20 protein-coding genes and 2 pseudogenes are annotated in these 25567 nt (G+C 72.1%); 10 read left to right on the top strand and 12 right to left on the bottom strand.

The features are described 5' to 3' along the window. Positions 1-769 precede the first annotated feature (769 nt). The 5 genes from C1708_RS01350 (at position 770) to C1708_RS01330 (ending at position 6228) form a co-directional block, all read left to right on the top strand. Positions 770-1639: an alpha/beta fold hydrolase gene (locus C1708_RS01350; protein ID WP_106410892.1), complete on the top strand. Its 870-nt coding sequence runs from the start codon at positions 770-772 to the stop codon at positions 1637-1639. 622 nt (positions 1640-2261) lie between these two features. Then, positions 2262-3272, top strand: coding sequence for a siderophore ABC transporter substrate-binding protein (locus C1708_RS01345; RefSeq protein WP_106410891.1), 1011 nt, complete (start codon positions 2262-2264; stop codon positions 3270-3272). A gap of 130 nt (positions 3273-3402) precedes the next feature. Beyond that, on the top strand, positions 3403-4434 hold the full coding sequence (locus tag C1708_RS01340; protein WP_106410890.1) for an ABC transporter permease: 1032 nt from the start codon (positions 3403-3405) through the stop codon (positions 4432-4434). A gap of 1 nt (position 4435) precedes the next feature. Further along, positions 4436-5476: an iron chelate uptake ABC transporter family permease subunit gene (locus C1708_RS01335; protein ID WP_106410889.1), complete on the top strand. Its 1041-nt coding sequence runs from the start codon at positions 4436-4438 to the stop codon at positions 5474-5476. Next, the gene (locus C1708_RS01330; RefSeq protein WP_106410888.1) at positions 5473-6228 is read left to right on the top strand and encodes an iron ABC transporter ATP-binding protein; all 756 of its coding nucleotides are present in this window, start codon (positions 5473-5475) and stop codon (positions 6226-6228) included. Before C1708_RS01335 ends, C1708_RS01330 begins: the two co-directional genes overlap by 4 nt. Positions 6229-7080: 852 nt before the next feature. On the opposite strand, the gene C1708_RS01325 is transcribed toward C1708_RS01330, so the two are convergent. From C1708_RS01325 to C1708_RS01315, 3 genes are all read right to left on the bottom strand, one after another. Next, positions 7081-7539, bottom strand: a complete 459-nt coding sequence (locus tag C1708_RS01325; protein WP_106410887.1) for a DUF4383 domain-containing protein — start codon at positions 7537-7539, stop codon at positions 7081-7083. A gap of 163 nt (positions 7540-7702) precedes the next feature. After that, positions 7703-8272 carry a hypothetical protein gene (locus tag C1708_RS01320; protein ID WP_106416094.1) on the bottom strand — a complete coding sequence of 190 codons (570 nt, stop codon included), beginning with the start codon at positions 8270-8272 and terminating at the stop codon, positions 7703-7705. 307 nt (positions 8273-8579) lie between these two features. Then, complete coding sequence (locus C1708_RS01315) at positions 8580-9569, bottom strand: helix-turn-helix transcriptional regulator (RefSeq protein ID WP_106416093.1); 990 nt, start codon at positions 9567-9569, stop codon at positions 8580-8582. Positions 9570-9728: 159 nt separating this feature from the next. Here C1708_RS01315 and C1708_RS01310 point away from each other — a divergent pair, with 159 nt between their 5' ends. The 3 genes from C1708_RS01310 to C1708_RS01300 all read left to right on the top strand — a co-directional run bounded on the left by C1708_RS01310 (position 9729) and on the right by C1708_RS01300 (position 12450). Next, positions 9729-10151 carry a VOC family protein gene (locus C1708_RS01310; protein ID WP_106410886.1) on the top strand — a complete coding sequence of 141 codons (423 nt, stop codon included), beginning with the start codon at positions 9729-9731 and terminating at the stop codon, positions 10149-10151. Between the two features lie 177 nt (positions 10152-10328). Continuing rightward, the gene (locus tag C1708_RS01305) at positions 10329-11423 is read left to right on the top strand and encodes a winged helix DNA-binding domain-containing protein (RefSeq protein WP_106416092.1); all 1095 of its coding nucleotides are present in this window, start codon (positions 10329-10331) and stop codon (positions 11421-11423) included. 340 nt (positions 11424-11763) lie between these two features. Then, complete coding sequence (locus C1708_RS01300) at positions 11764-12450, top strand: GNAT family N-acetyltransferase (protein ID WP_241911133.1); 687 nt, start codon at positions 11764-11766, stop codon at positions 12448-12450. A 409-nt stretch (positions 12451-12859) separates the two neighbouring features. Here the strand turns inward: C1708_RS01300 and C1708_RS01295 are convergent, their stop codons facing one another. The 7 genes from C1708_RS01295 to C1708_RS01260 form a co-directional block, all read right to left on the bottom strand. Next, entirely contained in the window at positions 12860-14467 is a 1608-nt protein-coding gene (locus C1708_RS01295) for an alpha/beta hydrolase (protein ID WP_106410885.1), read from the bottom strand. A gap of 508 nt (positions 14468-14975) precedes the next feature. After that, on the bottom strand, positions 14976-16370 hold the full coding sequence (locus tag C1708_RS01285) for a carbohydrate-binding protein (protein ID WP_106416091.1): 1395 nt from the start codon (positions 16368-16370) through the stop codon (positions 14976-14978). 101 nt (positions 16371-16471) lie between these two features. Then, positions 16472-17437: a LysR family transcriptional regulator gene (locus C1708_RS01280; protein WP_106410883.1), complete on the bottom strand. Its 966-nt coding sequence runs from the start codon at positions 17435-17437 to the stop codon at positions 16472-16474. 291 nt (positions 17438-17728) lie between these two features. Beyond that, the gene (locus tag C1708_RS01275) at positions 17729-18013 is read right to left on the bottom strand and encodes a hypothetical protein (RefSeq protein WP_106410882.1); all 285 of its coding nucleotides are present in this window, start codon (positions 18011-18013) and stop codon (positions 17729-17731) included. Positions 18014-18162: 149 nt separating this feature from the next. Next, positions 18163-18936: a calcium-binding protein gene (locus C1708_RS01270; RefSeq protein ID WP_106410881.1), complete on the bottom strand. Its 774-nt coding sequence runs from the start codon at positions 18934-18936 to the stop codon at positions 18163-18165. A 185-nt stretch (positions 18937-19121) separates the two neighbouring features. Continuing rightward, positions 19122-19646: a DoxX family protein gene (locus C1708_RS01265; RefSeq protein ID WP_502696045.1), complete on the bottom strand. Its 525-nt coding sequence runs from the start codon at positions 19644-19646 to the stop codon at positions 19122-19124. A 134-nt stretch (positions 19647-19780) separates the two neighbouring features. After that, complete coding sequence (locus C1708_RS01260; RefSeq protein ID WP_106410879.1) at positions 19781-20296, bottom strand: lytic polysaccharide monooxygenase auxiliary activity family 9 protein; 516 nt, start codon at positions 20294-20296, stop codon at positions 19781-19783. 236 nt (positions 20297-20532) lie between these two features. Between C1708_RS01260 and C1708_RS33690 the strand changes: the two are divergent. Beyond that, positions 20533-20797, top strand: a pseudogene (locus C1708_RS33690) (transposase); the annotation flags it as partial. 36 nt (positions 20798-20833) lie between these two features. On the opposite strand, the gene lgoX reads toward C1708_RS33690, so the two are convergent. Then, positions 20834-22846 (bottom strand): L-glutamate oxidase LgoX, encoded by a 2013-nt coding sequence (gene lgoX / locus C1708_RS01250; protein WP_106410878.1) that lies wholly within the window; start codon positions 22844-22846, stop codon positions 20834-20836. Between the two features lie 289 nt (positions 22847-23135). Here lgoX and C1708_RS01245 point away from each other — a divergent pair, with 289 nt between their 5' ends. Then, on the top strand, positions 23136-25034 hold the full coding sequence (locus tag C1708_RS01245) for a CASTOR/POLLUX-related putative ion channel (protein WP_106410877.1): 1899 nt from the start codon (positions 23136-23138) through the stop codon (positions 25032-25034). Positions 25035-25228: 194 nt separating this feature from the next. Here C1708_RS01245 and C1708_RS01240 read toward each other — a convergent pair. Next, a pseudogene (locus C1708_RS01240) lies at positions 25229-25512 on the bottom strand (transposase); the annotation flags it as partial. Between the last annotated feature and the right edge of the window lie 55 nt (positions 25513-25567).

Here is a 25567-nt window from a genome sequence, read left to right as displayed (position 1 = left end):
CAGGCCCAGCGCGCCGTGCACACCGGAGCGAACGGGCCTGCGGCGCCGTCCGGTTCCGCGGGCGCCTCCACCTCGCCGGCCCGACCGTCGCTCACCGCGACCGTCCGTGGCGCCCCGCGGGGCGGGCGCATGAAGTGCCGTCAGGTGCGTCCCTCGCCCCGGAAGACGGCGATGCCGACGCCCTGCAGGCCTCGCCGCCCACACGCTCGGCACCGCCGAACTGCTCCACCCGGAGCCACGTCATGACCGACGGCGAGCGCGACGGCGCACCCGGTCCCGCGCCGGACTTCGGCCTGCCGGCCGCGCGCATCTGCGTGAGGCTGCCGGAACGCCCGGCCGTTCGGGGGCCGTGCTCCGGTGACCGCCGTCCACGGCCAGCCCGCCACCGTCGGCGACGTCACCGTCGTCCCGGCCGCAGACGTCGCCGAGGCCGGTTCCGGTGTCGTCGGTGGCGCAGGAACGAGGCCGACGCCGCCGGGACCGCCGGCGACGGCGGAGGAGACGGGGCAACGGGCGCGAGACCCGTCGGTCACAGCGAGATCCGGGACGGCGCCGCGACCCGCCGGCCCGTCCGCGGTCCCTGGTACGGCGGCGCTCCGCCGCTGCCGGTCCTCGTCCCCGCGAACGCCCTGCCCGAGGTGATCCACGACTGCGGCGACGGCGACGGCCTGGGCGAAGGCGCGGAGGAGCCGGGCGTCACACCGCCGACGACGCCGCCTGACGCGGGCCGCACCGATGAGTTTCCGCGGCGGGACCGGTCTGAAGGGGTATGAGAACTCACACGCTTAAGACAGCCGGCGCGGACCTCGTCTACGACGTGCGGGGGCCGTTGCCGACCAGTGACGGACGACCGCCCTTGATGATGATCGGGCAGCCCATGGACGCTTCCGGCTTCGCCGCGCTCGCCGCGCGCTTCCCCGAGCGGACCGTGGTCACCTACGACCCGCGCGGCCTCGGTCGCAGTGTCCGCAAGGACGGACGAACCGACCACACACCGCGGACCCAGGCCGACGACGTGCACGCCGTCATCGGGGCGCTCGGGGCCGGGCCCGTCGAGATGTTCGCCAGCAGCGGCGGAGCGGTCACCGCGCTCGCGGTGGTCGAGAAGTACCCCTCGGACATAACCACGCTGGTGGCGCACGAGCCGCCGCTCATCACCCTGACACCGGACGGTCCCGCGGCCGTGCGGGCGCGGGCCGGGGTCCGGGAGGCGTACGAGAAGCGGGGGTGGGGGGCCGGGATGGCCGCGTTCGTGGCCATGACCTCGTGGGCGGGCGAGTTCACCGACGCGTACTTCGCACAGCCCGCGGCCGATCCCGCCGCGTTCGGGATGCCCACGGAGGACGACGGGTCACGCGACGACCCGCTGCTGTCCGACCGGTCGTGGGCGGTCAGCGGCTACCGGCCGGACGCCGACGCGATCACCGCCGCGCCGACCCGCGTGGTGATCGCGGTGGGTGAGGAGTCCGAGAACCTGCTGACGGCACGCACCTCCGTCGCGGCCGCCGAACTCCTCGGGCAGAAGGCGGTCGTGTTCCCGAGCCATCACGGCGGCTTCTGCGGCGGGGAGTCCGGGCATCCGGGGAAGCCGGACGAGTTCGCGCTCCGCCTGCGCCAAGTCCTCGACGGCGCCGCGTAGGACACCCGGAGCGGGGGAGGCCCCGTCCAGGTGGACTCGGCGTGCCGGACGCCGCGGGGCCGAGGGCCGGCCCTCGGCCCCGCAGGGAGAGGAAGCCGATGTCCGAACAGGCCCTGCCCCGCCCTCTCGTTCTTCCTGACACACCGACGGAGAGCGGCCGAACACCACAGCGACGGACACATCACCGGCTTCTGCTCGAGCCGCCGCGTCCGGACCGTGCGGGCTCCGGCGGAGCGAGCGGGGCCCTTTGCGGCACCGCACGGCGGGCCGGCGACCAAGGCCGGGGGCGGTACGGCCCTCACGGCCGTGTTCGTCGGCGCGCTCGTCGTCGTGCCGCCGTTCCGCCGGGCGTCCTGGAGGCGCCGGCCGTCGGCCGCCGGCCGTCCCGCACCGCACGGCCCCCGCCGGTCACCGGCGTTTCGGGCGACTCCGCCTTCGGATCCACCGCGTTCGCCCCGTGCCGGCCATAAACGGAACCTCGGGTACCGCTTGGATCACGATGTAGGTAAGGTAAGCCTACGTTTACCTCGGCGTGCGGCTCTTCCGTGCCGGAATGCCCACGTCGATCCTGCCCGTCGGTGCCGTGCACCGACGCCGCCCGTTGCAATGGAGCCGACAGAGCATGCTTACGCGCCGCCGCCACCTCCTCGCCGCCACCGCGGCATCGACCGCTCTGACCTTCGGTCTCGCCGGATGCGCGGGCGGTGAATCCGGCGGGAAGGGCTCGGCCGACGCCGTCGCGAAGAAGGACGCCGCGACGTCGGTCGAGATCGAGGACAACCACGGGACGCAGAAGGTCCGGCTGCCGGCGAGGAGCGTCGTGGCGACCGACAACCGCACGTTCCAGACCCTGTCCGAGTGGGGCGTGAAGCTGGCCGCCGCGCCGGTCGACCTGATCGCGAAGGACAACCCCTACAAGACCGACGAGTCGATCGTGAACCTCGGGACGCACAACGAACCCGACCTCGAGGCGATGGTCGCGGTCGAGCCCGACCTGGTCATCAACGGGCAGCGCTTCGCCTCGTACCGCGAGGACATCAAGAAGCTCGCCCCCGACGCGACGGTCGTCGAGCTGGACCCGCGGGAGGGGAAGCCCTTCGACGAGGAGCTGAAGCGGCAGGTGAAGGGCCTGGGGAAGATCTTCGGGCACGAGAAGGAGGCGCAGAAGCTGGTCGAGGACTTCGACGCCGCGATCGCGCGGGCCAAGAAGGCCTACGACCCGGAGGACGGCGTGATCGGCGTGGTCACGTCGGGCGGCGAGATCAACTACGCGGCGCCGGGCGCCGGCCGTACGGTCGGCCCGGTCTTCGACATCCTCGGGCTGACGCCCGCGATCGAGGCCGAGGGCTCCACCGACCACCAGGGTGACGACATCTCCGTCGAAGCGATCGCCGCGGCGAAGCCCGACCTGATGATCGTGCTCGACCGCGACGCGGCCGTCAGCGCGGACACGTCCGAGACCTACGTCCCGTCGAACGAACTGCTGAAGGACTCCGAGGCGCTGCGGAACGTTCCCGCCGTCAAGAACGACAACATCGTGTACTTCCCGCAGCTCACCTACGTGAACGAGGGCATCCAGACCTACACCGCCTTCTTCGACGACCTCGCCGACAAGCTCGAGGCGAGCGCCTGACCGTTCGGGCACGACCTGTCGAGCCCGCGGGCCGGCCGGGAGCACCGGCCCGGCCCGCGGGCCCGTCGCGGCGGGGTGACACCACCGGCGCCGCGCGGACCACCCGTCCTCGACCGAGAGCACACCGGCAATGTCCCACCCACCCACCGGCGCCCCCACAGTCGGGCGTCCGTCCCACGGCGCCGCCGGGCCCGCCCCCGCGCGCGCACCCCGGGCCCGCCTGTTCACCTGGCCGCTGCTGATCGGCCTCGCCGTCACCACGGGGCTCGTCGTCCTGTCCCTCTTCGTCGGTGTCTACGACATCTTCGGGGCGCGGGACGGAGCCGAGATGTTCACCATCACCCGCGTTCCCAGGACCATCGCGCTCGTGCTCGCGGGAGCCGCGATGGCGATGTCGGGCCTGGTGATGCAGCAGCTCACGCAGAACCGCTTCGTGGAGCCGACCACCACCGGCACGACGGAGTGGGCCGGACTCGGACTGCTCCTGGTCATGATCCTGGCCCCCGAGGCGCCCCTGCTGGTGAAGATGTGCGCCGCGGTGGCCGCCGCCTTCGCCGGAACGATGATCTTCTTCCTGTTCCTGCGCCGGGTGACGCTGCGCTCCTCGGTCATCGTCCCCGTCGTGGGCATGATGCTCGGCGCCGTCGTCGGCGCCGTCTCCTCCTACATCGCGCTCTCCACGGACATGCTGCAGAGCATGGGCGTGTGGTTCCTCGGCTCGTTCACCTCGGTGCTGCGCGGCCAGTACGAACCGCTGTGGGCGGTCGCGATCGTCGTCGTGGCGGTCTTCGTCGCCGCCGACCGTTTCACCCTGGCGGGTCTCGGCCAGGACATCGCCACCAACGTCGGCCTGAACCACAACAGGATCGTGCTGCTGGGCACCGGACTCATCGCCGCCGCCACCGGCATCGTCACCGTCGTCGTCGGCAACCTGCCCTTCCTCGGACTCATCGTGCCCAACATCGTCTCCCTGTTCCGCGGCGACGACCTCCGGTCGAACCTGCCCTGGGTGTGCCTGACGGGCATCGCGACGGTCACCGTCTGCGACATCATCGGCCGCGTCGTCGTCATGCCCTTCGAGGTGCCGGTCGCCCTGATCCTGGCGATCTTCGGCTCGGTCGTGTTCATCTCCCTCCTGCTGAGGCGGCACCGCCGTGCCTGAGATGACTTCCGCCCCAGCCGCCCCAGCCGCCCCCCGCCCGGTCCGCCGCTCCGGCGCCCTGCCCACCGCGCGGGCACGCCGCCGCTACCTGGTCGTCCTGACCGCACTGGCCGTCCTCAGCGTGCTCGTCGTCCTCGGCAACCTCGCCTGGGACAACCCGATGCCCTTCGGCAGCGCCGGTTTCTGGCGCATCGCCGAGCTGAGGGCGACGAACGTCGTCGTCGTCGTCCTCGTCGCGTTCTGCCAGGCGCTGGCCACGGTCGCGTTCCAGACCGTCACGAACAACCGCATCATCACCCCCTCGATCATGGGGTTCGAGTCCCTCTACCGGGTGGTCCAGACCGGCGCGGTGTTCTTCCTCGGCGTCGCCGGCGCCACCCTCGTGCAGGGCGTGTGGCAGTTCGTCCTGCAGGTCGTCCTCATGGTCGGCTTCGCCGCCCTGCTCTACGGATGGCTGCTGTCGGGCAGGTACGGAAACCTCCAGCTCATGCTCCTGATCGGGATCGTCCTCGGCGGCGGTCTCGGGGCGCTGTCGACCTTCATGCAGCGGATGCTGACCCCCACCGAGTTCGACGTGCTCACCGCCCGTCTGATCGGCAGCGTCGCCAACGCCGACGCGAGTCACCTCGCCGTCTCGGTCCCGCTCGCCGCGGTCGCCGGCGGGACGCTGTGGGCCGGGAGCCGCCGCCTGAACGTCCTCGCACTGGGCCGCGAGGCCTCCCTCAACCTCGGCGTGAACCACCGGCGCGAGACGATCGCCGTGCTGCTGCTCATCTCGGTGCTGACGGCCGTCTCCACCTCGCTCACCGGCCCGATGACGTTCTTCGGGTTCCTCGTCGCGATGCTCGCCTACCAGCTCGCCGACACCCACGACCACCGCTACGTGTTCCCCGTCGCCTGGCTCACCGGCATCGTCGTCCTGGGCGGCGCCTACTTCGTCCTGAAGAACGTCTTCTACGCGGCCGGCTCGGTCGGCGTCATCATCGAGATCGTCGGCGGCACGTTCTTCCTCGTCCACCTCCTGAGAAAGGGACGGTTGTGATCACCCTCACGCAGGTCGTCAAGCGCTACACCGACGACGTCGCGATCGGGCCCGTCGACCTCACCCTCCCCGCCGGCGGGCTCACCGCCCTCGTCGGCCCCAACGGCGCCGGCAAGTCGACACTGCTGACCATGATCGGCCGGCTCCTGGGCATCGACTCGGGGTCGATCGAGATCGCCGGCTACGACATCGCCGCCACGGACTCGAAGGACCTCGCCAGGATCGTCTCGATCCTGCGCCAGGAGAACCACTTCGTCACCCGTCTCACCGTGCGCCAGCTCGTCGGATTCGGACGCTTCCCCCACTCCCGGGGGCGGCTCACCCCCCAGGACGAGGAAGTCGTCAGCCGTTCCATCGACTTCCTGGGACTGCGGGAGCTCGAGGGCCGCTACCTCGACGAACTGTCCGGCGGCCAGCGGCAGCGCGCCTACGTCGCGATGGTGCTCGCGCAGGACACCGACTACCTGCTGCTGGACGAGCCCCTCAACAACCTCGACATGCGGCACTCCGTGCAGATGATGCGGCACCTGCGCCGCGCGGCCACCGAACTCGGGCGCACGATCGTGATCGTGTTGCACGACATCAACTTCGCCGCCCACTACGCCGACCGCATCTGCGCGGTCAAGAACGGGACGGTGCGCCACGTCGGCAGCCCGGAGGAGATCATGCGCGACGACATCCTCACGGACGTCTTCGACACCCCCGTCGAGGTCACCGAAGGCCCCCGGGGCAGGATCGCGGTCTACTACTGAGCCTTCACCGGGTGTCTTCGTCGGGCGTCTTCCGGGCGACCGGTGAGGCCAGCCACCGGCACCCGGCGAGGGGCAGCGGCGGCCGGCTCGCGGACGAGCGGGTACGTCGTTCTGGCGGCAGGTCCGCCTGCGGCGGATACGCCGCAGTCCTCCGCACCACCTCGTTCTCCTGCTCCAGCAGCCGGATGCGCTTGCGGGCCTCGCGCAGCCCGGCCGGCTCACCCGGCGCTGTCGCGGGCCCGGCGCCCTCGTCGGTGTCGGCACGGCGCAGCCACTTCGACAGCGTGATCGGGTGGATGCCGAAGCCGGCGGCGATCTGTTCCAGCGTGGCGCCGGGCTCGCGATTGCGTGATCGTGCCGGTCCGTGCCCGGCGGCGGCACGACGGGAAGCGGGGCGACCTGTCGGCGGAATCGCTGACGGCCCGCATGGTCGCCGCCGACACCCTCCACCCCGTGTACCGCATGGAGGAGGCGCCCGCCCGGCCCGGCCGGGCCCCGGAACCGTGTCGTCGGCCGGGCGACCGGGGCCGGTGCGGGGAAGCAAGCCGGACGACGAGAACGGGTGAGCGGCTGCCCGGTCCAGGGCAGCCGCTCACCCGTGCGGCGGATCTCAAGGAGGGTCTGGAGGACCGTGACGGCGTCCAGGCCCTCCGGGGACACGTGCTTCGTGGAGCGACATCACATACCGCACCCGGCGGGGGCGGCGAAGCCTGAAGTGATCGGACACCCTGGCCCACTCACCCGGCGCATCCGCGGGACGCCGAGCGGCCACTGCCGCCGCCGCGCCCGTGCCGGCGGCCGGTACCGGTGACCGAACTGGCTCGCACGGGTGTGATCAGGTGCCTGCACCGGTCAGCCGGCGGTCCGTGTCGGGGCGGACCTGCGGGTGAGCAGGGTGCCCAGCGCGATCATTCCCAGGCCGAGCACGAGGTGGAGCCAGTTGTCGGCGGTGTTGAGCGGGACGAAGTTCGCGGCGCTGTCGTGGTCGATGATCAGCCCGTACAGCCACAGGACCAGGTAGACGGCGCCGCCGGCCAGGAGGTACAGCCGCGCTTTGGCAGCGGTGCGTGCCAGCGCCAGTCCGGCGACGCCGAAGGCCAGGTGCACCAGGTTGTGCAGGATGGACACCTGGAAGATGCCCAGCAGCTTGGCCTCGGAGTGGTGCGCGGCGAACTCCATGGTGTCGTAGTTCGTGGTGATGCCCGGGATGAAGCCGAGGACTCCGACCAGGAGGAAGACCGCGCCCACGGCCAGGGCGGCCTGCTGTACCGGGGTTCGGGCAGTACGGGTGGCACGTGCATGTGTGGACATGGCAACTCCCTGTTCAGGCTCGAAGGCAGGCCCCGGTCGCCCGGTCCGCCATGGCTCACCTCGAGTGCCCTCGGCCGTGGCAGACATGTCACGACAGCCGCTGGGCGTCCATCAGGTGCAGGCGCCGTAGCTGCTGATCACTTCCCATCCGCCTCGCGAGGCGTCACGCCATCAGGTGGGTCGCGGAGCGGGCCCGCTCCCACATGCCGGGGATCTGCTCGGTCGGGCGCTGCTGTTCGCCGTGCAGGGCGTTGAGCACCACCAGGCATCCGGTCAGGGCCGGCACCGCCCACTGCGCCATGTGCAGCTGCCGCCGCGCCTTTTCCAGGTCGATCGGGTGCTTGGCCGCCTTCTCGGCGTCATCGGGGTCGGTGGAGGAGGCCAGCTCGACCTTCTTGCCCAGGACGCGGGCGTAGGCGGTGGCGGCCAGCGCCGCGGCGGTGACGACGGTCTTGGCCGTGGTGGAGGCGGCCACACCCTGCTGGGTGGCGACCCGGTGCGCGTTCACGGCGAGCAGCCCGCCGCCGCCGAACAGGTGCGCGCCGATCGCGGCGGCGTTGACCGGCGTCCACTTCGCCCAGCCCGCTGAAGAGATCCGGTCCCGGGCCGTTTCCGTGCTGCCCTCGCTCTCGGCCGCACCGTTGAGGCCGACCGCCCCCATCAGTGAGCCACCGAACCAGGCGGCCAGACCGAGATCGTGCAGACTGCGGATGACGGTATTGCGTTCGGACATGGTGAGCTCCTTCGCGGGAGGTTGGTGGATCTGGTGGGGGTGGGCGACGATCCCGCCCCTACCCTCACCGGACTCGGTGTGCTTCGCCATCACGGCAGGCCATATGGGTGTACGTCGCAGGACGACCTTCAGGCAGCCGGGGCAGCCGGGCTTCGGGGCAGCCGGGCTTCGGGGCGCGGGCTGATCCCCCCCGCGGGTTCGGGGCAGGGGCGGGCGCCGATGCGGCGCGCTCCGGAGGCCCGTGCCTCCCGCGCGACGGCCACGCGCCACCCGCACGGGGCGTGGGTGGCGATTGCGGAGGGTGTTCTCACAGCGGTGGGCCGGTCCGCGGTTCCGCGGCGCGGGCGTAGCGGGCGGCGAGGTCTGCGAATGCCGCGGTGAGCTGCGGCGGGCCGATGACGTCGATGTCGGTGTCGAAGTGGCCGAGGGTGGTGGCGAGTGCGGTCCAGGACCAGGAACCGAGGGTGAGCCGGCAGCGCTGGGGACCGAGTTCCTCGACGACTGCGTCCTGGGCGAAGGGGGCGACGTCGGCGGCCGGGAGATGGAGGACGGCTTCGCCTCGGCAGGGCCAGTCGGTGGTGGTGCCGTCGTTGCCGCGGAAGCGGCTGGTGATGAACGTGGAGACGTCGCCGCCGGGGAGTTCGCGTGGGGTGAAGCGGGGACCGGCGGGTGTGCGGGGCCGGATGCGGTCGACGCGGAAGGTGCGCCAGTCCTCACGGCCGAGGTCGAAGGCCACGAGGTACCAGCGATGACGCCAGGTGACCAGGTGGTGGGGCTGTACACGGCGGGGGACGCCGGCTGAGGTGCTCGGGTCCGGGGTGTAATCGAGGCGCAGTTCCTGGCGGGCGTGGATGACGCGGCTGAGCTCCATCAGGACCTGAGGGTCCACCTCGGGGCCGTCGCCGGCCGCGGGCGGTCGGACGGCGGTGACGCGCAACAGGTCGATGCGGTGGCGCAGACGGGGTGGCATGACCTGGCGAAGGGTGGCCAGGGCCCGGGCGGCGTCTTCGGCGACGGCGGTGCCGGTGGCCGCGGTCTGCAGCGCGACGGCCAGGGCGACGGCCTGGTCGTCGTCGAACAGCAGGGGCGGCATGCGGGCGCCGGCCTCCAGCCGGTAGCCGCCGTCCGGTCCCTTGACGGTGGTGATCGGGTAGCCGAGGCCGCGCAGCCGGTCGATGTCACGGCGCACGGTGCGCGAGGTGACCTCCAGACGCGCGGCGAGATCCTCGCCGGACCAGTCACGGTGGGTCTGGAGCAGCGAGAGCAGCGCGAGCAACCGGGATGACGTCTTCTGCATGAGATCCATGATCCCCGCAGTAGAGGACACACCCTGTCCGGTACTCCTGCCAAGGTGGCGTACAAGCCGCTCAGGAGGCATCGCCCCTGGTCGCGGCAGTCGCCACCCGGACTGGACGGGGCGGCGACGTGTTTCTCACCTCGAGGCAAGGAGCAGGCCATGTCCGTCACGACCACCACTCATCTGAACTTCCGGGGCGCCGCACGCGAGGCGCTGGACTTCTACCGGTCCGTCTTCGGCGGACGCACCGTCGCGGTCACCTACAAGGACGCGGGCGCCGTGCGGGACGACAGCGAGGCGGACTGGGTGATGTGGGGCGAGGTGTCCGGCGACAACGGCTTCCACGTCATGGCCTACGACGTGCCCTCGCAACTGCCCTGGGACCAGGGCGAGAACCCGTTCTTCGTCTCCGTGCGCGGTGACGACGCCGAGGAGATCAGCGCCCTGTGGGGCAAGCTCGCCGAGGGCTCGACCGTCGTGCGTCCGCTGGAGCCCGCGCAGTGGGCGCCGCTGTACGGCATGCTCACCGACCGCTTCGGCGTCACCTGGGTCCTGGACGTCGCCGCTCCGTACAACGGCTGAACCGGCCGGACACGATCCGCGCCGTCCGGGCCGCCTCGGCAACACGCGCGGCGGCCCGGACGGCGCGGATCCCGGACACGTGCGGCGACGAAAAGGAAACGTGCCACCGTGCGGATGCGGAAACCGGGACCGACCGGCGACGCCCGCCCCACGACCGAGCCACAGTCTGAGCACACCATGACCCTCCTCGACAACCGCGCCCTCAACCGCGCCACCCTCGCCCGCCAGCACCTGCTCACGCGCACCCACGCCTCCGTGCCCGAGGCGGTGGCCCACCTGTGCGGCCTGCAGGCGCAAGAGCCCCAGGAACCCTTCATCGGCCTGTGGTCCCGCCTGGCCGGCTTCGAACCCGGACGACTGGACGACGCGCTGACCGGCCGCACGGTGGTGCGCACCCACCTGATGCGCCGCACCGTCCACCTCGTCACCGCGGGTGACGCGCTCGCCTGGCGGGCACGCCACGACACCATGCTCCGGCAACGCGTACTGGGCACCTACCGAGACGAACTGGCCGGCGTCGACATGGACGAGGTCGCCACCGCCGGCCGCGCGGTGATGGCCGACCAGCAGCCCCGCACCATGCGCGAACTCGTACAAGCCGTCGAGGACCGCTGGCCCGGCCCGTCACGCCGCGCCCTGGGCGAACTGCTCGTCGCAGCCCTCATCCCCATGGTCCAACTCCCGCCCCGCGGCCTGTGGCAGCGGAAGGCAGGCGTGCGCAACCTGCCGCTGGCCACCTGGCTGGGACGGGACATCGACCCCCTGCCCACCGGGGACGGCGATCCCACCGGGCAGCAACTGCTGCGCCGCTACCTCGCCGCCCACGGGCCCGCCGCCGGTGCGGACCTGCGCGCCTGGTGCGGCCTCGCCGGCCTCCCCGCCGCTGTCAAGGCATGCCGGGAGGAACTCGTCGTCTTCCGCGACGAACGCGGCCGCGAACTGCTCGATCTGCCCGACGCACCCCGCCCCCACCCCGACACCCCGGCCCCCGTCCGGTTCCTCCCGGCCTTCGACAACGCCATCCTCGGCTACCACGACCGCAGCCGCATCATCGACGCTCCCCACCTCGGCCTGTCCGTGGCAGGCCACCGCACCGTCCTCGTCGACGGACGCGTCACCGCCACCTGGACGGTGCGCGACCACCGGCTCCGCATCAGTCCCCTCCGGTCCCTGACCGCCCCGGAGCAGGAAGCCGTCCTCGCGGAGGCGCGGGACCTGGCCGCCTTCCTGGACGAGGACATCGAGCACGTCCGACTCGACACCGGCCCCTGACGGAGACGCCGGGGGTGTCCGGCCCGAAGGGCGCTGTCCGCGATCAGCGGTCCGTGGATCGCGAGAAGGCGGACCAGCCGTTCCGCTGCCGGCGGCAGCGTTCCTCAGCCCGACTCGCGGTCCGGCTCGGCCATCGCCTTCGCCCACGGCTCCACCCTGCCCGACGCGTTGCCGGGCACACGGATCAGGCCGGTGGAGGGGCTCTCCCCGAGCCGACTGGAAGTTGCTGCCCCGGCGCGTTCGGCGAACGCGCACGCCCGGCGGTTCGTGCGGTACATGCGGGACCATCGGGACTCGAGCGACGGGTGAGCGGGCGGCCGAGGACGGACCGCGCGCGGTCATGCCCGCTCGGTACGAGAGCCCTGTCGGATCGGCATTCCCGGTGGGGCCGCCCGGCTGGTTGGATCATGCGGACGTCATGAGCGAGGAACGGAGTGCCGCGATGCCGGCCGTTTCCGAGGAGCCGTGGGACGGCGCCGACGGCGTGCGCCTGCGCGCCGCCATGGAGGCGGAACTGGCCGCGCGCTACGGCATACCCGACCAGGAGACCGACAAGCCCACGGCGCGGGACACCGACGTGTTCCTCGTCGCCCGGGACGCCGAGGGCAACGCGACGGGGTGCGGCGCGCTGCGACGGCTGTCCGAGGACACGGCCGAGACCAAGCGCATGTACGTCGTCCCCGAACTCCGCGGCACGGGTGTCGCGACGGGCGTCCTGCGCACGCTGGAGGACCACGCGTCCCGCCTCGGCTGCAAGGCGCTGCACCTGTCGACGGGTGTGCTTCACTTCAGCCCGATGCCGTCAGGTTCTACGAGCGCGAGGGCTACGCCCGCACCGAGGGCTACGGTCCCTACGTCGGCCATCCTCTCGCCGTGTGCTTCGTCCGCCGACTGGTCTGTGACCGAAGGTGATGGCGACCGGCGGCGGATGGCGGGTCGAAACCGCTCGACACCGCTGCTGGCAACCGCCCGGCGTCGAGCGGCCGGTTCTGCCACTCGGCCATGCCGTCCAGGACCTTGTCGGTGACCGCGGGGACCGTCTGGTGGGACACGTCGGCGCCATGGCCCCCGCCGGGCGAGCCTGGACCTCACCGTCGGTCAGGCCCTGCACAGTGAGCGAGACGGCCGTCTCGTCGGCGCCGGTCACGTTTCTGCCGCTGCTCGACGATCCTCGGCCCGAAGCCGCCTTCCCGGCCGGGGGGACGGCTGTCCCGACCGGGCCGAACCGGTCAGCTGAGGGCCCTCGGCCTGAACCCGGCTCACCAGCTCCTGGATCAGCTGGTCGTCCACAGACTTTGCCGGCGCCGCTCCAGACGACTCGGCGGACCCGGCCTCGGCCATGTTGGTGCTGGTCACCGATGCGCCTTCCACGACCGGGAGTTGCACCGGACGTCTCACCGTCCCGGCCGGACGGGGAAGCACCGCGTTCCGGCGGGTCACTTCTGGGTGACGTCGGTGCAGTAGACGTCCTTGTCCGGCAGGCGGCCGGTGGTCAGGAAGCCGACGGTGGCCTCGTCGGCGCAGGCGGAGCCTTCGCCGTAGACGTGGTGCCCGCCGTTGTCGACACCGACGAAGGCGGAACCGTCGCCGAGGGACTTGTGCAGCCCGACGCCGCTCTCCCACGGGGTGGCGTTGTCCCGGCGGTTCTGCAGGATCAGGGTGTTGCGCGGGCCGCCCTTCACGACCTCGGCAGTCGCCTCAGCCGGCTTGTCCCAGTAGGCGCATGCCCAGATGTTGGCGGGCATGCCCGCGGTGAGCGGCCACTTCTCGCGGTCGGCGGCGGTGCGGGCGGCATAGCCGTCGACGTCGTGCGGCCATTCGGCGTCGCCGCAGGTGAGAGCCATGAACATGGTGGCCTGGTTGTCCGCGGGGATGCCCGGGGACGTCGGCGTGCCGGCGAACACCTCCTTGAGAACGGCGGTGTCGGCGGCCGTGGTGTTGCCGTGGGCCAGGTTGTCGGCGGCCTTCCAGAACTTGGCGAGCAGGGGAAGGGTGTTGTTCTGCAGAAGCAGGGCGTAGGTCGTGTTCCGCAGCAGCGCCCCGTCCAGTGACACCGATGCGCCGGGAATCGCTGCGGGCGTACGGTCGAGCCGGTCGGCGAGGGCGAGGTAGGTGCGGGTCACCTGCGCGACGTCCGTGCCCAGTTCGAGGGTGCCGGCCTGCGCCGCGGCGACGCGGGCGGCATCGGGGAACCGGTCGGCCATGCCCTTGCCCCAGGTGCCCGCCACCTGGTCGGCCCATACCTTGGTGGGGTCGACGTTGCCTTCCAGGATCATCCGGTCGGTGCGGTCCTGGAAGAGGGAGCGGTAGACGGTGCCGAGGTAGGTGCCGTAGGACTGGCCCCAGTAGGAGATCTTCTTCTCACCGAGCGCCTGGCGGATGCGGTCCATGTCGCGGGCGGTGTTGGCGGTGTTGTAGTACCGCAGGTTCTTGCCCACCGTGTCGGCGCACTGCTGGGCGTCGGCTTTGGCGAGGGCCACGTTCTCGGTGATCGAGCCGTCCGCGGCAGGATAGGGGAAGAGCCCGGACACGCTGGGGTCCTGCAGACCGCAACTCTGTGGGGTGCTGTGTGCGACGCCGCGCGGGTCGAAACCGATCAGGTCGTAGCGGTCCAGCACGGACTTCGGCAGTGCGGACGCCAGGGTTTCGGGCATGTCGAGACCGCCCAGGGCCGGTCCGCCGGGGTTCAGCAGCAGAACGCCGTGTCGCTTCCCGGGCTGTGCGGTGGACAGCCGGGAGACCGCCACGTCGATCTTCATGCCGCTCGGGTTCCGGTAGTCGAGTGGCACCTCCAACGTTCCACAGGCCATGCGGGGGTCACGGGTCCGTCCCTCGGCCGGGGCCGGGCACCCGCCCCAGGTGATCCTGGCGTCGCCCGCGGTCTCGCCGACGCTCTTGCCCGAGGCCTTGGCCGGTTGCGAGCCCTTGGCGTCGGCGTCACACGCGGTCAGTGCGGTTCCTGCCAGCGTGGAAACCAGCAGAGCTGCGGCGATTCGGCGGCTTCCGGGGAAACCGTGCTGCGCGGAACTGCGTGTCGTGGTCATGGTGTTGTCCTTGGCTACTGGGCTGGGCGGCCTTGTCCGGCCGTCGTGTTGACGATCCGAGTCAACAAGAGGCCACCGGTGGCGTGCGTCACCCCAGGGAGGACGGAACAGGTAGCTCGCTCGGGGGACCCTGGGCCGGCCCTGAGACGTGATCCGGCTGCCCCGGCTTCCCGTCGCCGCACCCCTCCTGCTGCGCCTGAGCAGCCGTCTCGCCCTCGTCGGCGTGATCGCCGCACTGATCGGCGTGGTCATCGGCGGAGGCGGCGGCGGCCGCCCCGCACCCCCTGAGGACACCTCTTCCAGCCACAACGGGCACGGCGGAGGACCGGAGGAAAGGAAACGTCCACGCGCGGGGGGCGCCGTCCCGGTGAGCCACGACGTCACGCAGAGACCCGCTGCGCCGGTCCACGGTCACAGGATGAACGGCCGTCCGGCCCCGGGCCGCCGTCAGGGCACGCCCGGGGCCGGTTCGCCCCCTCCCCGCCCCGCCGGGCGGGTCAGTCGTGGATCACACGCGCTGCCACAGCGCCGGGACGTTCGGGGGCTCCCAGCCCGTCCGGGCCTGGTGGCCCTGGAGGCAGCGGTAGGTGGCGCCGCCGTAGGTGACCGTGTCGCCCGCCTGGTAGACGCTGCCGATCGCCCAGGTGCCGCCCGGTTCCTCCCCGGGCGGTTCCTCGTTGCCGCCGGCCGTCTTCAAGGTGAGGCCGTAGTTCTGGAGGAGCGGGTTGACCGGCTGGAAGTACGTCGTGCCACCACTGCTGCAGTCGCCCGAGCCGCCCGAGGTGACGCCCTGCGCCTGGCTGCCGGAGATGTACGAGCCGCCGGAGTCGCCGGGCTCGGCACAGACCGAGGTGCGGGTGACGCCGCTGATGGTGCCCTCGGGATAGGTCACGCTGGTGTTCAGCTGCTGGATGACTCCGCAGTGCCAGCCCGTGGTGGAGCCGGAGCGGCAGACGGAGGAGCCGACCGGGGCCTGGGTGGAGCCGGTGACCTGGACGTTCTGGCCGCCCGCGCCCTTCACGTACGGGGTGGCCGTCCAGTTGGAGTTGGTGGCGACCCAGGCCATGTCGCGGCCCGGGAAGGTCGAGCCCTGGAAGGTGCCCTGGGCGACCCGGTTGTGGCCGCTGGTGCTGTTTCCGGTCCGGCCGCAGTGTCCGGCGGTGGCGTAGCCGGTCTGGGCGCCCTTGGTGACGGGGAAGCCGATCGAGCAGCGGCCGCTGTCGTTGATGTAGTACGCCTCGCCGCCGCGCAGGTCGTGGAACGGGCGGGGCTGCTCGGCCGACTTCTCGACGCGGGCGAGGGACGTGCCGATCCCGGCCGCCGACAGCAGGGCGCGGGCCGCGGACGGGCGTGCGGCCTGCACGACGACCTGGTTGGTGCGGATGTCGACGTACCGGACGGGCGCGTCGGTGGTGTCGCGGCCGGCCGCCGCCCGGTCCAGACGGGCCTTGGCGGCGTCCAGCTCGGTGAGGGAGTGGCGTACGACGGTGGCCTCGGCGCCCCGCGCCTCGATGACCGGTACGTCTCGTGCGTCCGTCGTCGCCACCCTCAGGGTGCCGGACTCGGCGCCGGCCACCCAGGCGCCCGCGAAGTCGGAGCCGAGCGCGGCGCGCAGACGGCCCGCGGTGGCTCCGGCCTCGGCCTCGTTCGCCAGCCGACGCTCCGCCTGCTGCCGGTCGAGGCCGAGGTCGCGTTCCATGGACTTCAGCAGGGCGGGCGGGGCGGCGTCGGTGCGGAGGGCGTCGGCGGCCGGCGGGGCGCCGCCGGATGCGCCGCCGGGGGTCGTGCCCGCGCTCGCGGAGCCGCTGAGCCCGGCCACGAGCAGCGCGGCCGTCGCCGCCAGCGCGGCGCCCACGGCACCGGCTCGGGTTCTGGCCCGGGCCCGGATGTGTCGTTGGAGCATGGAGGACATGGGGCATCTCCTCGGTCCGGACGGGAAGGTGCCGAAACCGTAGGAAGGGCCGGCAGGTCCCCGTAAGACATCGGCCGGCCCTCTGCCCGGTGTTATGGAAGGGCCGGGGGCGCCGGGGCGCGGTGGGCCGACAACCAGGTGGTGTAGCTGTCGTTGCCCACCGCCACCCCGGCGTGCGCCATCCGGGCCCGGGCCAGCACGGTCGCGGCGGTACTGTCCCGCTGAGCCACCGCGTGCCAGCCCAGCAGGTGTCGCCAGGTCAGGGGAGTCCCCACGAGCGGCCGGGTGATCACTCCCGGTGTGTCGGGGAAGGTGGCCCGGCACATCCCGACCGCCCGGCCCACCCGGACGAGGTGCACCAGGGCTGCGGTGTCCGTCTCGTACATCCGCCGGGGCGTGAACCCGGAGCGGGCGCAGGCAGCGGTGAAGCAGTCGCCGAAGCAGCCGTCGCCGGGTACGCAGGCCCACTCCTCACCGGCCAGCTCCGCCAGATCCAACTCCGCGCGGCGGGCGAGCGGGTGACCGGCCGCGAGCATCACGAACACCGGGTCGACCGCGACCTCCCGCCACACCAGGTCCTCGGCGCCGGGCGGAGAAGCGGAACCGCAGGTCCCGGCGAGCGCGAAATCCAGCCGCCCCTCGGCCAGCCACCCGGCCAGTTCGCGCTCGGACCAGGAGGTGCAGGTGGTGACCCGGGCATCGGGTACCGCATCGGCCAGCCGGTCCACCAACGCGCCCAGCAGCGGACCGTGGGTACCGCCCAGCCGGAAGCAGGCGGTCGCACGCGGGGTGCGGGCGAACCGTGCCGCCTCCTGCTGCAGTTCGGTCACCGCGGGCAGCACGACACGGGCGCGTTCCAGGACGAGTTCACCGAGCGCCGTGACCCGTACCCCGTGCCGCCCGCGCTCGAACAGCGTTCCGCCCAGGGCCCGTTCGATCCGCTTGAGCTGTGCGCTCAACGCGGGCTGTGCCACGCCCAGATCGGTCGCGGCCCTGGTGAGACTGCCCGCGTCCGCGATCGCCCTGATCGTCTTCAGATGCCGCAACTCCAGCTCCATGAGGGGAGCTTGCGGCGTGACGAGGGCGAGGGCAAGAGGTTGGTACAGACCAGAATCGGTGGCCGTCGGCACGGCTTCGGCCGAGGGCGGCGGCCCGACGTCCCCGGTGGCCCTCCGGGTCGCCCGATCCCCAGGAGACGCTGAGGGGGAGCACCTGGTTGCGGTACCCGGTGCACGCGACCAGTCACCGGGCCCAGGCGAACCGCGTCCGGGGGAGCGCCCTGGACGGATGCGGCCGGACTCCACGGCCGTGACGAAGGAGCGGACCGGCCGCGGACGGTGCCGGGGCGGTCAGGCGGACGGCCGGCCCGTGAGGGCAGGCAGCGTCGTCGACCTCGTGCGGCGATAGGTCACGAAGCCGTTCACGGTCACCCCCGTCCAGATGACGGTACTCACCAGGGGCCACCACAGATCCCACCCCTGTTCGCCTCGGACGAGGCTGCCGACCCAGCTGACCGCCCAGCCGATCGCGAGGAGGAGTGCCGCCCATCTGGCCCACTGCCAGATCCGCATGGTCCCCTGGGCGCGGGTCTCCTGTGAGTTCTGCTCGTCCTGCCGGAATCGTGTGCCATCCATGTCTACCCGTCTGCCCCCTCTCCGCCCCTCGCCGCCTGCCTCCCTGGGAGAGGGCCGAAAATGGCTGGTTCATCACTCCACGGCTGCAGATCGTGCTCTTCGTGCCTGTTGTACGGCTTGGCGCGGGACCTCCGGCTTCGGGTGGACACCTACCGGAGGACGACGTCGCGGCCCGGGCCGCCTTCGACGGTGTCCCTTCCGGGGCCGCCGCTGACCAGGTCGTCGCCGCCCTCCCCGTACAGTGTGTCGTCGCCGGGGCCGCCGAGGACGACGTCGCGGCCGTCTCCGCCCATGGCGTGGTCGCCGCCCGGGCCGGCATACAGGATGTCCGCACCGCCGTACGCCTCGATCATGTCGTCGCCCCCGCCGCCCCACAGCCGCTGGCCGCTGTCGTCGCCCATCAGGTGGTCCATGCCGTCGCCGCCGTCCAGGACCGCGCGCCCCATGACCATGTCGTCCCCCGCGTCGCCCCGCACCGTGTGCGCGGTGTGCGCGTGCAATGTGTCGTCGCCGGGGCCGCCGCGGACGGTGGCGACCCCGGGGTCACTGGTGACGACCGTGTCGTCGCGGTCGCCGAGGAAGACGTCGATCCTGTCCGGCCGGGACCTGCCGGTGGGGAGTTCGCAGACGACGAAGGTCTCGTAGCCGGGTTCGAGGTGTGCACAGTGGTCGCCGGGTTCGAGCGGGACCGCGTCGCGGAAGCCGATCCGGCGGACCCCGGCACCGAGATCCATGGGGATCACGTGGAGGTCGTTGGCCTGTCCCGCGGCGGCGGTGAAGACGATCGACTGGGTCGCCCAGTCGGCGCCGACGCGGGCCTTCGCCCCGGTGGCGGCGGGGGCGGCGGCTGCCGGGACGGCGGCGAGGCCGAGGGCGAGCAGGGTCACGGCGAGCGCGCGGGCGGTGGTTCCGTGTCGGTTCATGGGACCTCGTCTCGACGGGGCGACCGGGAGGCCGGCCTGATGGCGGGGGTGGTTTCCGGGGGCCTGGCGAGTGGTCATGGCGGCAGCGTCCTCGGGGCCGTGTCCCCCGAACGGGAGCCGGCTCGCGGGGTGGTCGGGACGAGCCGGCACGCCGCGTCCGGCGCGCTCCGGTGTCCCGGGCGTCCTCATGGCGGCGTCGCCCCGCCCCATTCGTCGGCCGCCACCACGAGACAGGCCGCGACCAGGACGACGTTCTTGATGATGTACTGGCCTTCCAGGGTGGGAACCGGCGCGTCCCCCTGCCACATCTCCCCGGAAAGCAGCAGGAGCGCGGAGAAGACGCCGGTCATGTGGGCGAAGAACCCCACCAGGGCCACGCGGAGCAGCACTCCCGTGACAAGACCGAGGCCGATGGCCGTCTCGGCCACCGCCAGCACCCACAGCACCGCGTCCGGCGGCATCAGGCCGAGGGTGAGCTTCGTCGCGGCCCGGACGGCGACCCCCTCGGCAGGGCTCGCCGCGGGGAAGAACTTGAGGACGCCGAACCAGAGAAACACCGCGCCCACACAGATTCTGAGGAGCCTCGGGCCGCTCCGCTGGACCCGCCCGGCCAGGGACCGGGCTGCCCGGGTGGCGCGTCCGCCGTCCCCGGTTCCCTCCGGGAGGAGTCCCCGAGGGGGGATCGGGCTTCGCTCGCCACCTCTGTCCACCGCCGTAGCCACCCTTCCGTACCTGCTCGCACGCGGTCACCTGAAGGCTTCCGGCCGCCGGACGGCCGGGGGAGGAGACGCCGGTGCCCGGAGCGCCACCCGGCCCCGGCAGGGCCGGGTGGCGCGGCACCGCGTCAGCTCACGTTCACGTCCACGCAGGCGTAGAAGGCGTTGGGGGTGTCGGCGATGTTCCACACGGCCAGCACCTTCTGCTTGCCGGTCAGGCTGCCGAAGTTCACCTGGTGGGTGACGGTCTCGCCCGGCCGGGCGCCGCCGTCGTTGAATTCCGCGATCTTCCGGCCGCCCGCGTAGTACTGCCAGGTGCTGGTGGCGTGCCGGGCCGTCAGCCGCCAGTTGAAGCTGGTCGTCCGGCTGACCGGGGTGGCCTTCCAGCCCTTGCTGTCGTTGTCGAGCTCGGCGAAGGCGGCGTTCCCTCCGCTGCAGCTCATCAGGCCCTTGGGGCCCTCGACGCTCTGCGGCTCGTACTTGACGGGGCCGCAGGGGACCAGACCGGCGGCGCACTGGGCCTGTCGGCTGGGGGGCGAGGAAATGTAGCCGTGCGCGCTCGCGCTGCCGGCCGGCAGGCTGACCGCCAGGAGCGGGGCGATCCCCGCGCCGATGGCGGCGGCCAGCATCTTCTTGCTCTTCATGACGACTCCTGTGTGGGGGGCGTGCCCGCCCGCCCGAGGGCAAGGCAGGCATGATCATGACAAGTGACAGCTCCATGGTCGCGAGGACGACCGTGGGTGGCGACGGAAGCGTACCCCACTTGGTCTAGACCAAAACAGTGTGCGAACGTCGTGCGTGCCGGCAGCCCATGTCACCGGTGCTGAGCCGCAGGTGATGCCGCCACGCCCGAACCGCCCGCCGTCGGACGGGGCCCGTCAGTCGGGGCGTCGACGTGCCGCTGGTGGTCGCGGACGCCGGCTACGGTGATGCCGCCGCCTTCCGCCACGGGCTGGAGGAACGCGGCCTGCCTTGCACGGTGGGCATTTCCTCCCGCCACACCGCCCATCCGGCCGGAGCCCGGCCCGTCCAGCCCGCCCTGCGCGGGCACCGGCCGACCGCCGGAGGTGCGGTGCACCGAGCCCGCGCAGACCGTGAGAGGTCTGGTCACGGCAGCCGGGAAGGCGTCCGCGCAGCCGGTGTCCTGACGCGAGGGATCCCGGCCGGGCGGACCGCGCGGTTCATGCGGTGTGGATCTCCCATGCGGTACGCACGGCGGACTCCACGGCTCCCTCGATCCACGCCGGTTTGACGGACGTGTGGTCCCCGGCGAAGTGCAACGGCCCTTCGCGCACGGGGATGGCGGGCAGCAGCTCCGTGTGCTGCCCGGGCAGGAGCACGGACGCCTCCCCGTAGGCGTAGGGATCGCGCAGCCAGCTCTGTGTGCGGCCCGCGCCGGTGTAGAAGACCTCGATGCGCTGGCCGTAGACCTGCTGGAGACCGCACAGAGCGTGCGGGTACCGTGCGTCGTCGTCCAGGGAGTCCCAGCGCAGAGCGTCGTCCGCCCAGCTGTAGGACGCCAGGACCACACCCCCCGCGCTGTCCGGAACCGGATGGGACGGGTGGAACATGAAGCGGTTGGCGTTGTCCGACACCGAGCCGCCGCCTACGACGTCGACCGCCTCCGGCTGGTCGCGCGCGATCGAGCGGTTGGCGGCGTAGTGAGTGCGCTGACCCGCCGTGATGTGCCCGGCGGGCACGGAGGGGTGGGCGCCGAGCAGACTGCCGTCCGCGGCGGTGCGACCGGTGCGGTAGGCGTCGTACAGACCCGGGTCGACGGTGCGAAGCTCCCGTTTCCAATCCGCCTCGTCGAACTCCCACCAGCGGCGGCTGAACTCGAGCAGCACCTTGGTCGCGCTGTCGTAGTGCAGTTCGCAGACCGCCCGGCGCTTGCCGTACGACAGGGGCGGGGCGATCTGTACGTGGCGCAGTCCGGAGAACGGCACCGTGACCACGGCGACGTCCGCGGTGAACTGCTCGCGTACGACGGGACCGCCGCGGCCCTCCGACACGGTGTCGACCCACACGTGCGGACCCTCGCTCCGGACGTGCTCGACGTCCGGCGAGGGGCGGTCGGGATGGTGGTACTGGATGCGCGTGACCCGGCGGTCGAACCGCACGTCCTTGCGCACGCGTTCCAGCAGGGCGTCCGGCAGTACGGCCGTGCCGCCCTCCAGCTCGTAGAAGGGTGTGTCGGGACTGATGAGGGAGGAGCCGATGAAGCTGTGGATGAAGGACAGCGGGAGGCGGGAGGTGAGGTTCTCCAGCGTGCCGATCAGGTCGATGGTCCGTTCGTCGAGTCCGGCGTGCTCGGTGAGGAAGCGGAACATCGACCAGTCACCGAAACGCTGCACCACCCGGGCCCAGCCCCGCAGCCGCTCCGGGAGCGGCTTGTCGACCCGCTTGCCGTCGCGGCCGACGTGACTGAACTCGTCGCGCACCGGGTCCAGTGCGGAGCGCAGGATGACGGCGGCGGGGGTGTCCCAGCGGGCCCGGGGGACGCCGAACGACCGGTTCACGCGCCGGGGCGCGCGGGCGTAGTCGGCACGCCGCACGCGGATACCGTTGACATGGATCCAGGTACGGTTGGCAGGACGCCCCTCGCCGTCGACGTCGACGTAGTGGAAACGCCGCTTCTTCAGGTCGAACCGGTCGATCAGCTCCATCACCAGGGGATGGCTGCCCGGGATGCGCATCGCGCCCGCTTCGGCGTACTGGCGGGGATCGGCGAAGGGCTGCTCGGCGCGTTCGTGGCCACCGCTCCGGAAGGTCTTGATGCGTCCGCCCGCCCGGTTGCCGTTGGCCTCCAGCACCGTCACCCGGTGGCCTGCCCTCTTCAACAGCCAGGCGGCCACCAGCCCGGCCGGGCCGGCACCGATGACCAGGACGTTCTTGGGCCGTGCTCGTCGCTGAACCGGTAGCCCCTTCCGGAGGACGCTCTGGTAGCGCGGGACGAGGGGGCGGTCGTCGGAGTCCAGGACGAGCAGTGCGCGAGCGACGGCCAGACACCGGTCGAAGTCGGTGTCGCGGTTGTCGCCCGGAGCGGCCGGAGCGGCCGGGGCGGCCGGAGCGGGCAGAGCCGCGGCGGCACCGCCGGTCAGGGCTGTGGCCACCGTGGCAGTGCCGGCCGCCGCCGCGAAGCTTCTCCGGGAGAAACCGCCGTTCGAGCGCACCACCGCGTGATCTTCAGTCATGGCGGTCTTTGTACCGGTGGCCGCGACCGGGCGCCCGTCCTTCGCTCCGGTGGTGACCCGAAGGAGCTAAGCGGTGGCGAACCTTGACGTCACCACGGGTCTGCCGCCGTGGACGGCCCGGGAGACCCGATGGGATGAACGCTGCGCGAAGTCCGTTCGCCGCGGTGATCGGTCCCCCACACTGCGACGTGCGGATCCACATCCGTGCTCTCCGGCGGGCCCGCGCGGCGCATCGCGTACGCGGCACCGACGTGGCCTTGCGAGAGTGTGAGGAGGGGGAGGGGGAAGGGTGGGGCAGCGGCGCACTCCGTTCGGTGGCAGGGCCCGTTACTGGTTCGACAGCACGCTGACCCGCGGCGCCGCCGCTCTCGTCGGCTGGATGGCGCTGCTGTGCCTGGCCGTCGTCGTTCCGGCCAGTGCGGTGCTGGTGTGGACCGACCCTGACGCGCCGGCGTCCCTGACGGACCGGCTGGCGGAGGTATGGCGCCTCACCGGAGAGGCGCTACGGCTGGGCGGCGCGACGGGCACGCCGCTGCGGGTGGTGATGTCGGTGCTGCTCGCCCTGGTCACTCTGCTGTACGTCTCGACGCTCGTCGGTCTGATCACGACGGCGCTCACGGAGCGGCTCACCGCGTTGCGGCGGGGCCGCTCCACCGTGCTCGAACAGGGGCACGCCGTGGTCCTGGGGTGGTCGGAGCAGGTCTTCACGGTGGTGAGCGAGCTGGTGGCCGCCAACGCCAACCAGCGGCGTGCCGCGGTGGCGGTGCTGGCCGACCGGGACAAGACCCTCATGGAGGAGGCTCTGAGCACGAAGGTGGGCTCTGCCGGACGCACGCGGCTGATCTGCCGCAGCGGTCCCACCACCGATCCGGCCGTGCTCCCCCTGGTGAGCCCGGCCACGGCCGGTGTCGTGCTGATCCTGCCGCACGACGGGCCCGACGCCGATGCCGAGGTGGTCAAGACACTGCTGGCGCTCAGGGCGGCCCTGGCCGGGCAGAGGAACCGCCCGCCCGTCGTCGCCGCCGTCCGGGACGACCGGTACCGCCTGGCCGCCTGTCTCGCCGCAGGACCGGACGGCGTCGTCCTGGAGAGTGACACCGTCACCGCCCGGCTGATCGTCCAGGCCGCCCGCCGCCCCGGACTCTCCCTGGTGCACCAGGAACTCCTCGACTTCGCCGGCGACGAGTTCTACCTGATCACCGAGCCGGCCCTGGCCGGCCGCCCGTTCGGCGACGCCCTGCTGTCCTACCCGACGTCGAGCGTCGTCGGGATGGTACGAGGAGGCGCACCCCTGCTCAGTCCGCCGCCGAAGACGCCCATCGCTCCGGACGACCTGCTCGTCGTCATCTCCCGTGACGACGACACGGCCTGGCTGGGTGACTGTGCGGAGCTGGTCGAGGAGACGGTGATGGCTTCCGGTCCTCCGGCGCCCACGCGAGCGGAGCGGGTGCTTCTGCTGGGATGGAATCGCCGAGCACCGCTCATAATCGACCAGCTGCGACGCCGCGCGCGGTCCGGATCGGTCGTCGACGTGGTGGCGGAGCAGGGTGAAGCGACAGCCCGGCAGGTGAACGAGGCCGACGCGAACAGCGGTACCGGTCTGGGCCTGACACTGCACCACGGGGACGTCACCCGTCCTGAGACCCTGCGACGCCTGGACGTCCACTCCTACGACAGCGTGATCGTGCTCGGCCGGGACCCCGTCCCCGGACAGTCGCCGGACGACCCCGACAACCGCACGCTCGTCACCCTCCTGCTGCTGCGCCAACTGGAGGAAGCCACCGGGCGCGAACTGCCGGTCGTCACCGAACTGATCGACGACCGGAACCGGACACTGGCCCCCGTCGGTCCCGGAGCCGACGTGATCATCAGTGGCAAGCTCATCGGTCTGCTCATGGCCCAGATCTCCCAGAACCGGCATCTGGCAGCGGTGTTCGAGGAACTGTTCTCCGCGGACGGCGCCGGGGTCCGCCTGCGGCCGGCCACCGACTACGTACTGCCCGGGCGTGAGATGTCGTTCGCCACGGTGGTGGCCGCGGCGCGTCATCGCGGCGACTGCGCCATCGGCTACCGGAGCCACGACGAATCGTCGACGGGTCCCGGTTACGGCGTGCGCATCAATCCCCCCAAACACGAGCGGCGCCGCTGGACGGCCGAGGACGAAGTGGTCGTCATCGGCAGGGACTGACGGACGGCTTCGGTGAACGGACGCTGCCGGGCGTCCGAGCACCTTCGCGGGCGCTGCCCGCGCTCTGTCGGGCCACGCGCGAGGCCTCCGGCTGAACCGCCTCGACGAACCTGTGACGAAGCGCGGCGGCGGAAGGCGGGCTCCTCGCGAGGTGGTGCGTGACAGCGGCTGAGGAGTTGGCGATGCCGTGGCAGGCCGGCGCGTCGGACCAGTGACCAGATGCCTTCGACCGGGTTCAGGTCGGGTGCGTGATGCGGTGGCTGGTGGGCGTGATCCGGTCATGGGTGCTGATGAAGGCCCGCAGCCGGGCGCCCGGGTGCACGTCGAGGTTGTCCCGGACGAGTACGAGAGGAGCGCCGAGTTGCGGGTGGGCAGCGGTCAGCAGGTCGCGGTAGTCGGTCCGGGCGAAGCGGCGCCGGCCGCCGCACAACCGATTCCAGCTGGAGCGGTGAGAAGGCCGAGGAAGGTGGCTCCTCTCCGGCCCCTGCTACGTCTCGGGCGGCGTGTCTTCATGACGATCGACCCCTTCGTCT

The organism is Streptomyces sp. DH-12, from assembly GCF_002899455.1.
Classification (GTDB): Bacteria; Actinomycetota; Actinomycetes; order Streptomycetales; family Streptomycetaceae; genus Streptomyces.
Note: the sequence above shows the minus strand (reverse complement) of the source record. Positions and strands in the feature narration are given on the sequence as shown.

Excerpts from the sequence above, each read along its gene's own strand:
- lgoX (WP_106410878.1), bottom strand. The coding sequence starts at position 22,846 with ATGACTGAAGATCACGCGGTGGTGCGCTCGAACGGCGGTTTCTCCCGG.
- C1708_RS01310 (WP_106410886.1), top strand. The coding sequence starts at position 9,729 with ATGTCCGTCACGACCACCACTCATCTGAACTTCCGGGGCGCCGCACGC.
- C1708_RS01315 (WP_106416093.1), bottom strand. The coding sequence starts at position 9,569 with ATGCAGAAGACGTCATCCCGGTTGCTCGCGCTGCTCTCGCTGCTCCAG.
- C1708_RS01320 (WP_106416094.1), bottom strand. The coding sequence starts at position 8,272 with ATGTCCGAACGCAATACCGTCATCCGCAGTCTGCACGATCTCGGTCTG.
- C1708_RS01335 (WP_106410889.1), top strand. The coding sequence starts at position 4,436 with ATGACTTCCGCCCCAGCCGCCCCAGCCGCCCCCCGCCCGGTCCGCCGC.
- C1708_RS01280 (WP_106410883.1), bottom strand. The coding sequence starts at position 17,437 with ATGGAGCTGGAGTTGCGGCATCTGAAGACGATCAGGGCGATCGCGGAC.
- C1708_RS01305 (WP_106416092.1), top strand. The coding sequence starts at position 10,329 with ATGACCCTCCTCGACAACCGCGCCCTCAACCGCGCCACCCTCGCCCGC.
- C1708_RS01340 (WP_106410890.1), top strand. The coding sequence starts at position 3,403 with ATGTCCCACCCACCCACCGGCGCCCCCACAGTCGGGCGTCCGTCCCAC.
- C1708_RS01270 (WP_106410881.1), bottom strand. The coding sequence starts at position 18,936 with ATGAACCGACACGGAACCACCGCCCGCGCGCTCGCCGTGACCCTGCTC.
- C1708_RS01300 (WP_241911133.1), top strand. The coding sequence starts at position 11,764 with ATGCCCGCTCGGTACGAGAGCCCTGTCGGATCGGCATTCCCGGTGGGG.
- C1708_RS01260 (WP_106410879.1), bottom strand. The coding sequence starts at position 20,296 with ATGAAGAGCAAGAAGATGCTGGCCGCCGCCATCGGCGCGGGGATCGCC.
- C1708_RS01345 (WP_106410891.1), top strand. The coding sequence starts at position 2,262 with ATGCTTACGCGCCGCCGCCACCTCCTCGCCGCCACCGCGGCATCGACC.
- C1708_RS01325 (WP_106410887.1), bottom strand. The coding sequence starts at position 7,539 with ATGTCCACACATGCACGTGCCACCCGTACTGCCCGAACCCCGGTACAG.
- C1708_RS01275 (WP_106410882.1), bottom strand. The coding sequence starts at position 18,013 with ATGGATGGCACACGATTCCGGCAGGACGAGCAGAACTCACAGGAGACC.
- C1708_RS01285 (WP_106416091.1), bottom strand. The coding sequence starts at position 16,370 with ATGCTCCAACGACACATCCGGGCCCGGGCCAGAACCCGAGCCGGTGCC.
- C1708_RS01350 (WP_106410892.1), top strand. The coding sequence starts at position 770 with ATGAGAACTCACACGCTTAAGACAGCCGGCGCGGACCTCGTCTACGAC.
- C1708_RS01295 (WP_106410885.1), bottom strand. The coding sequence starts at position 14,467 with ATGACCACGACACGCAGTTCCGCGCAGCACGGTTTCCCCGGAAGCCGC.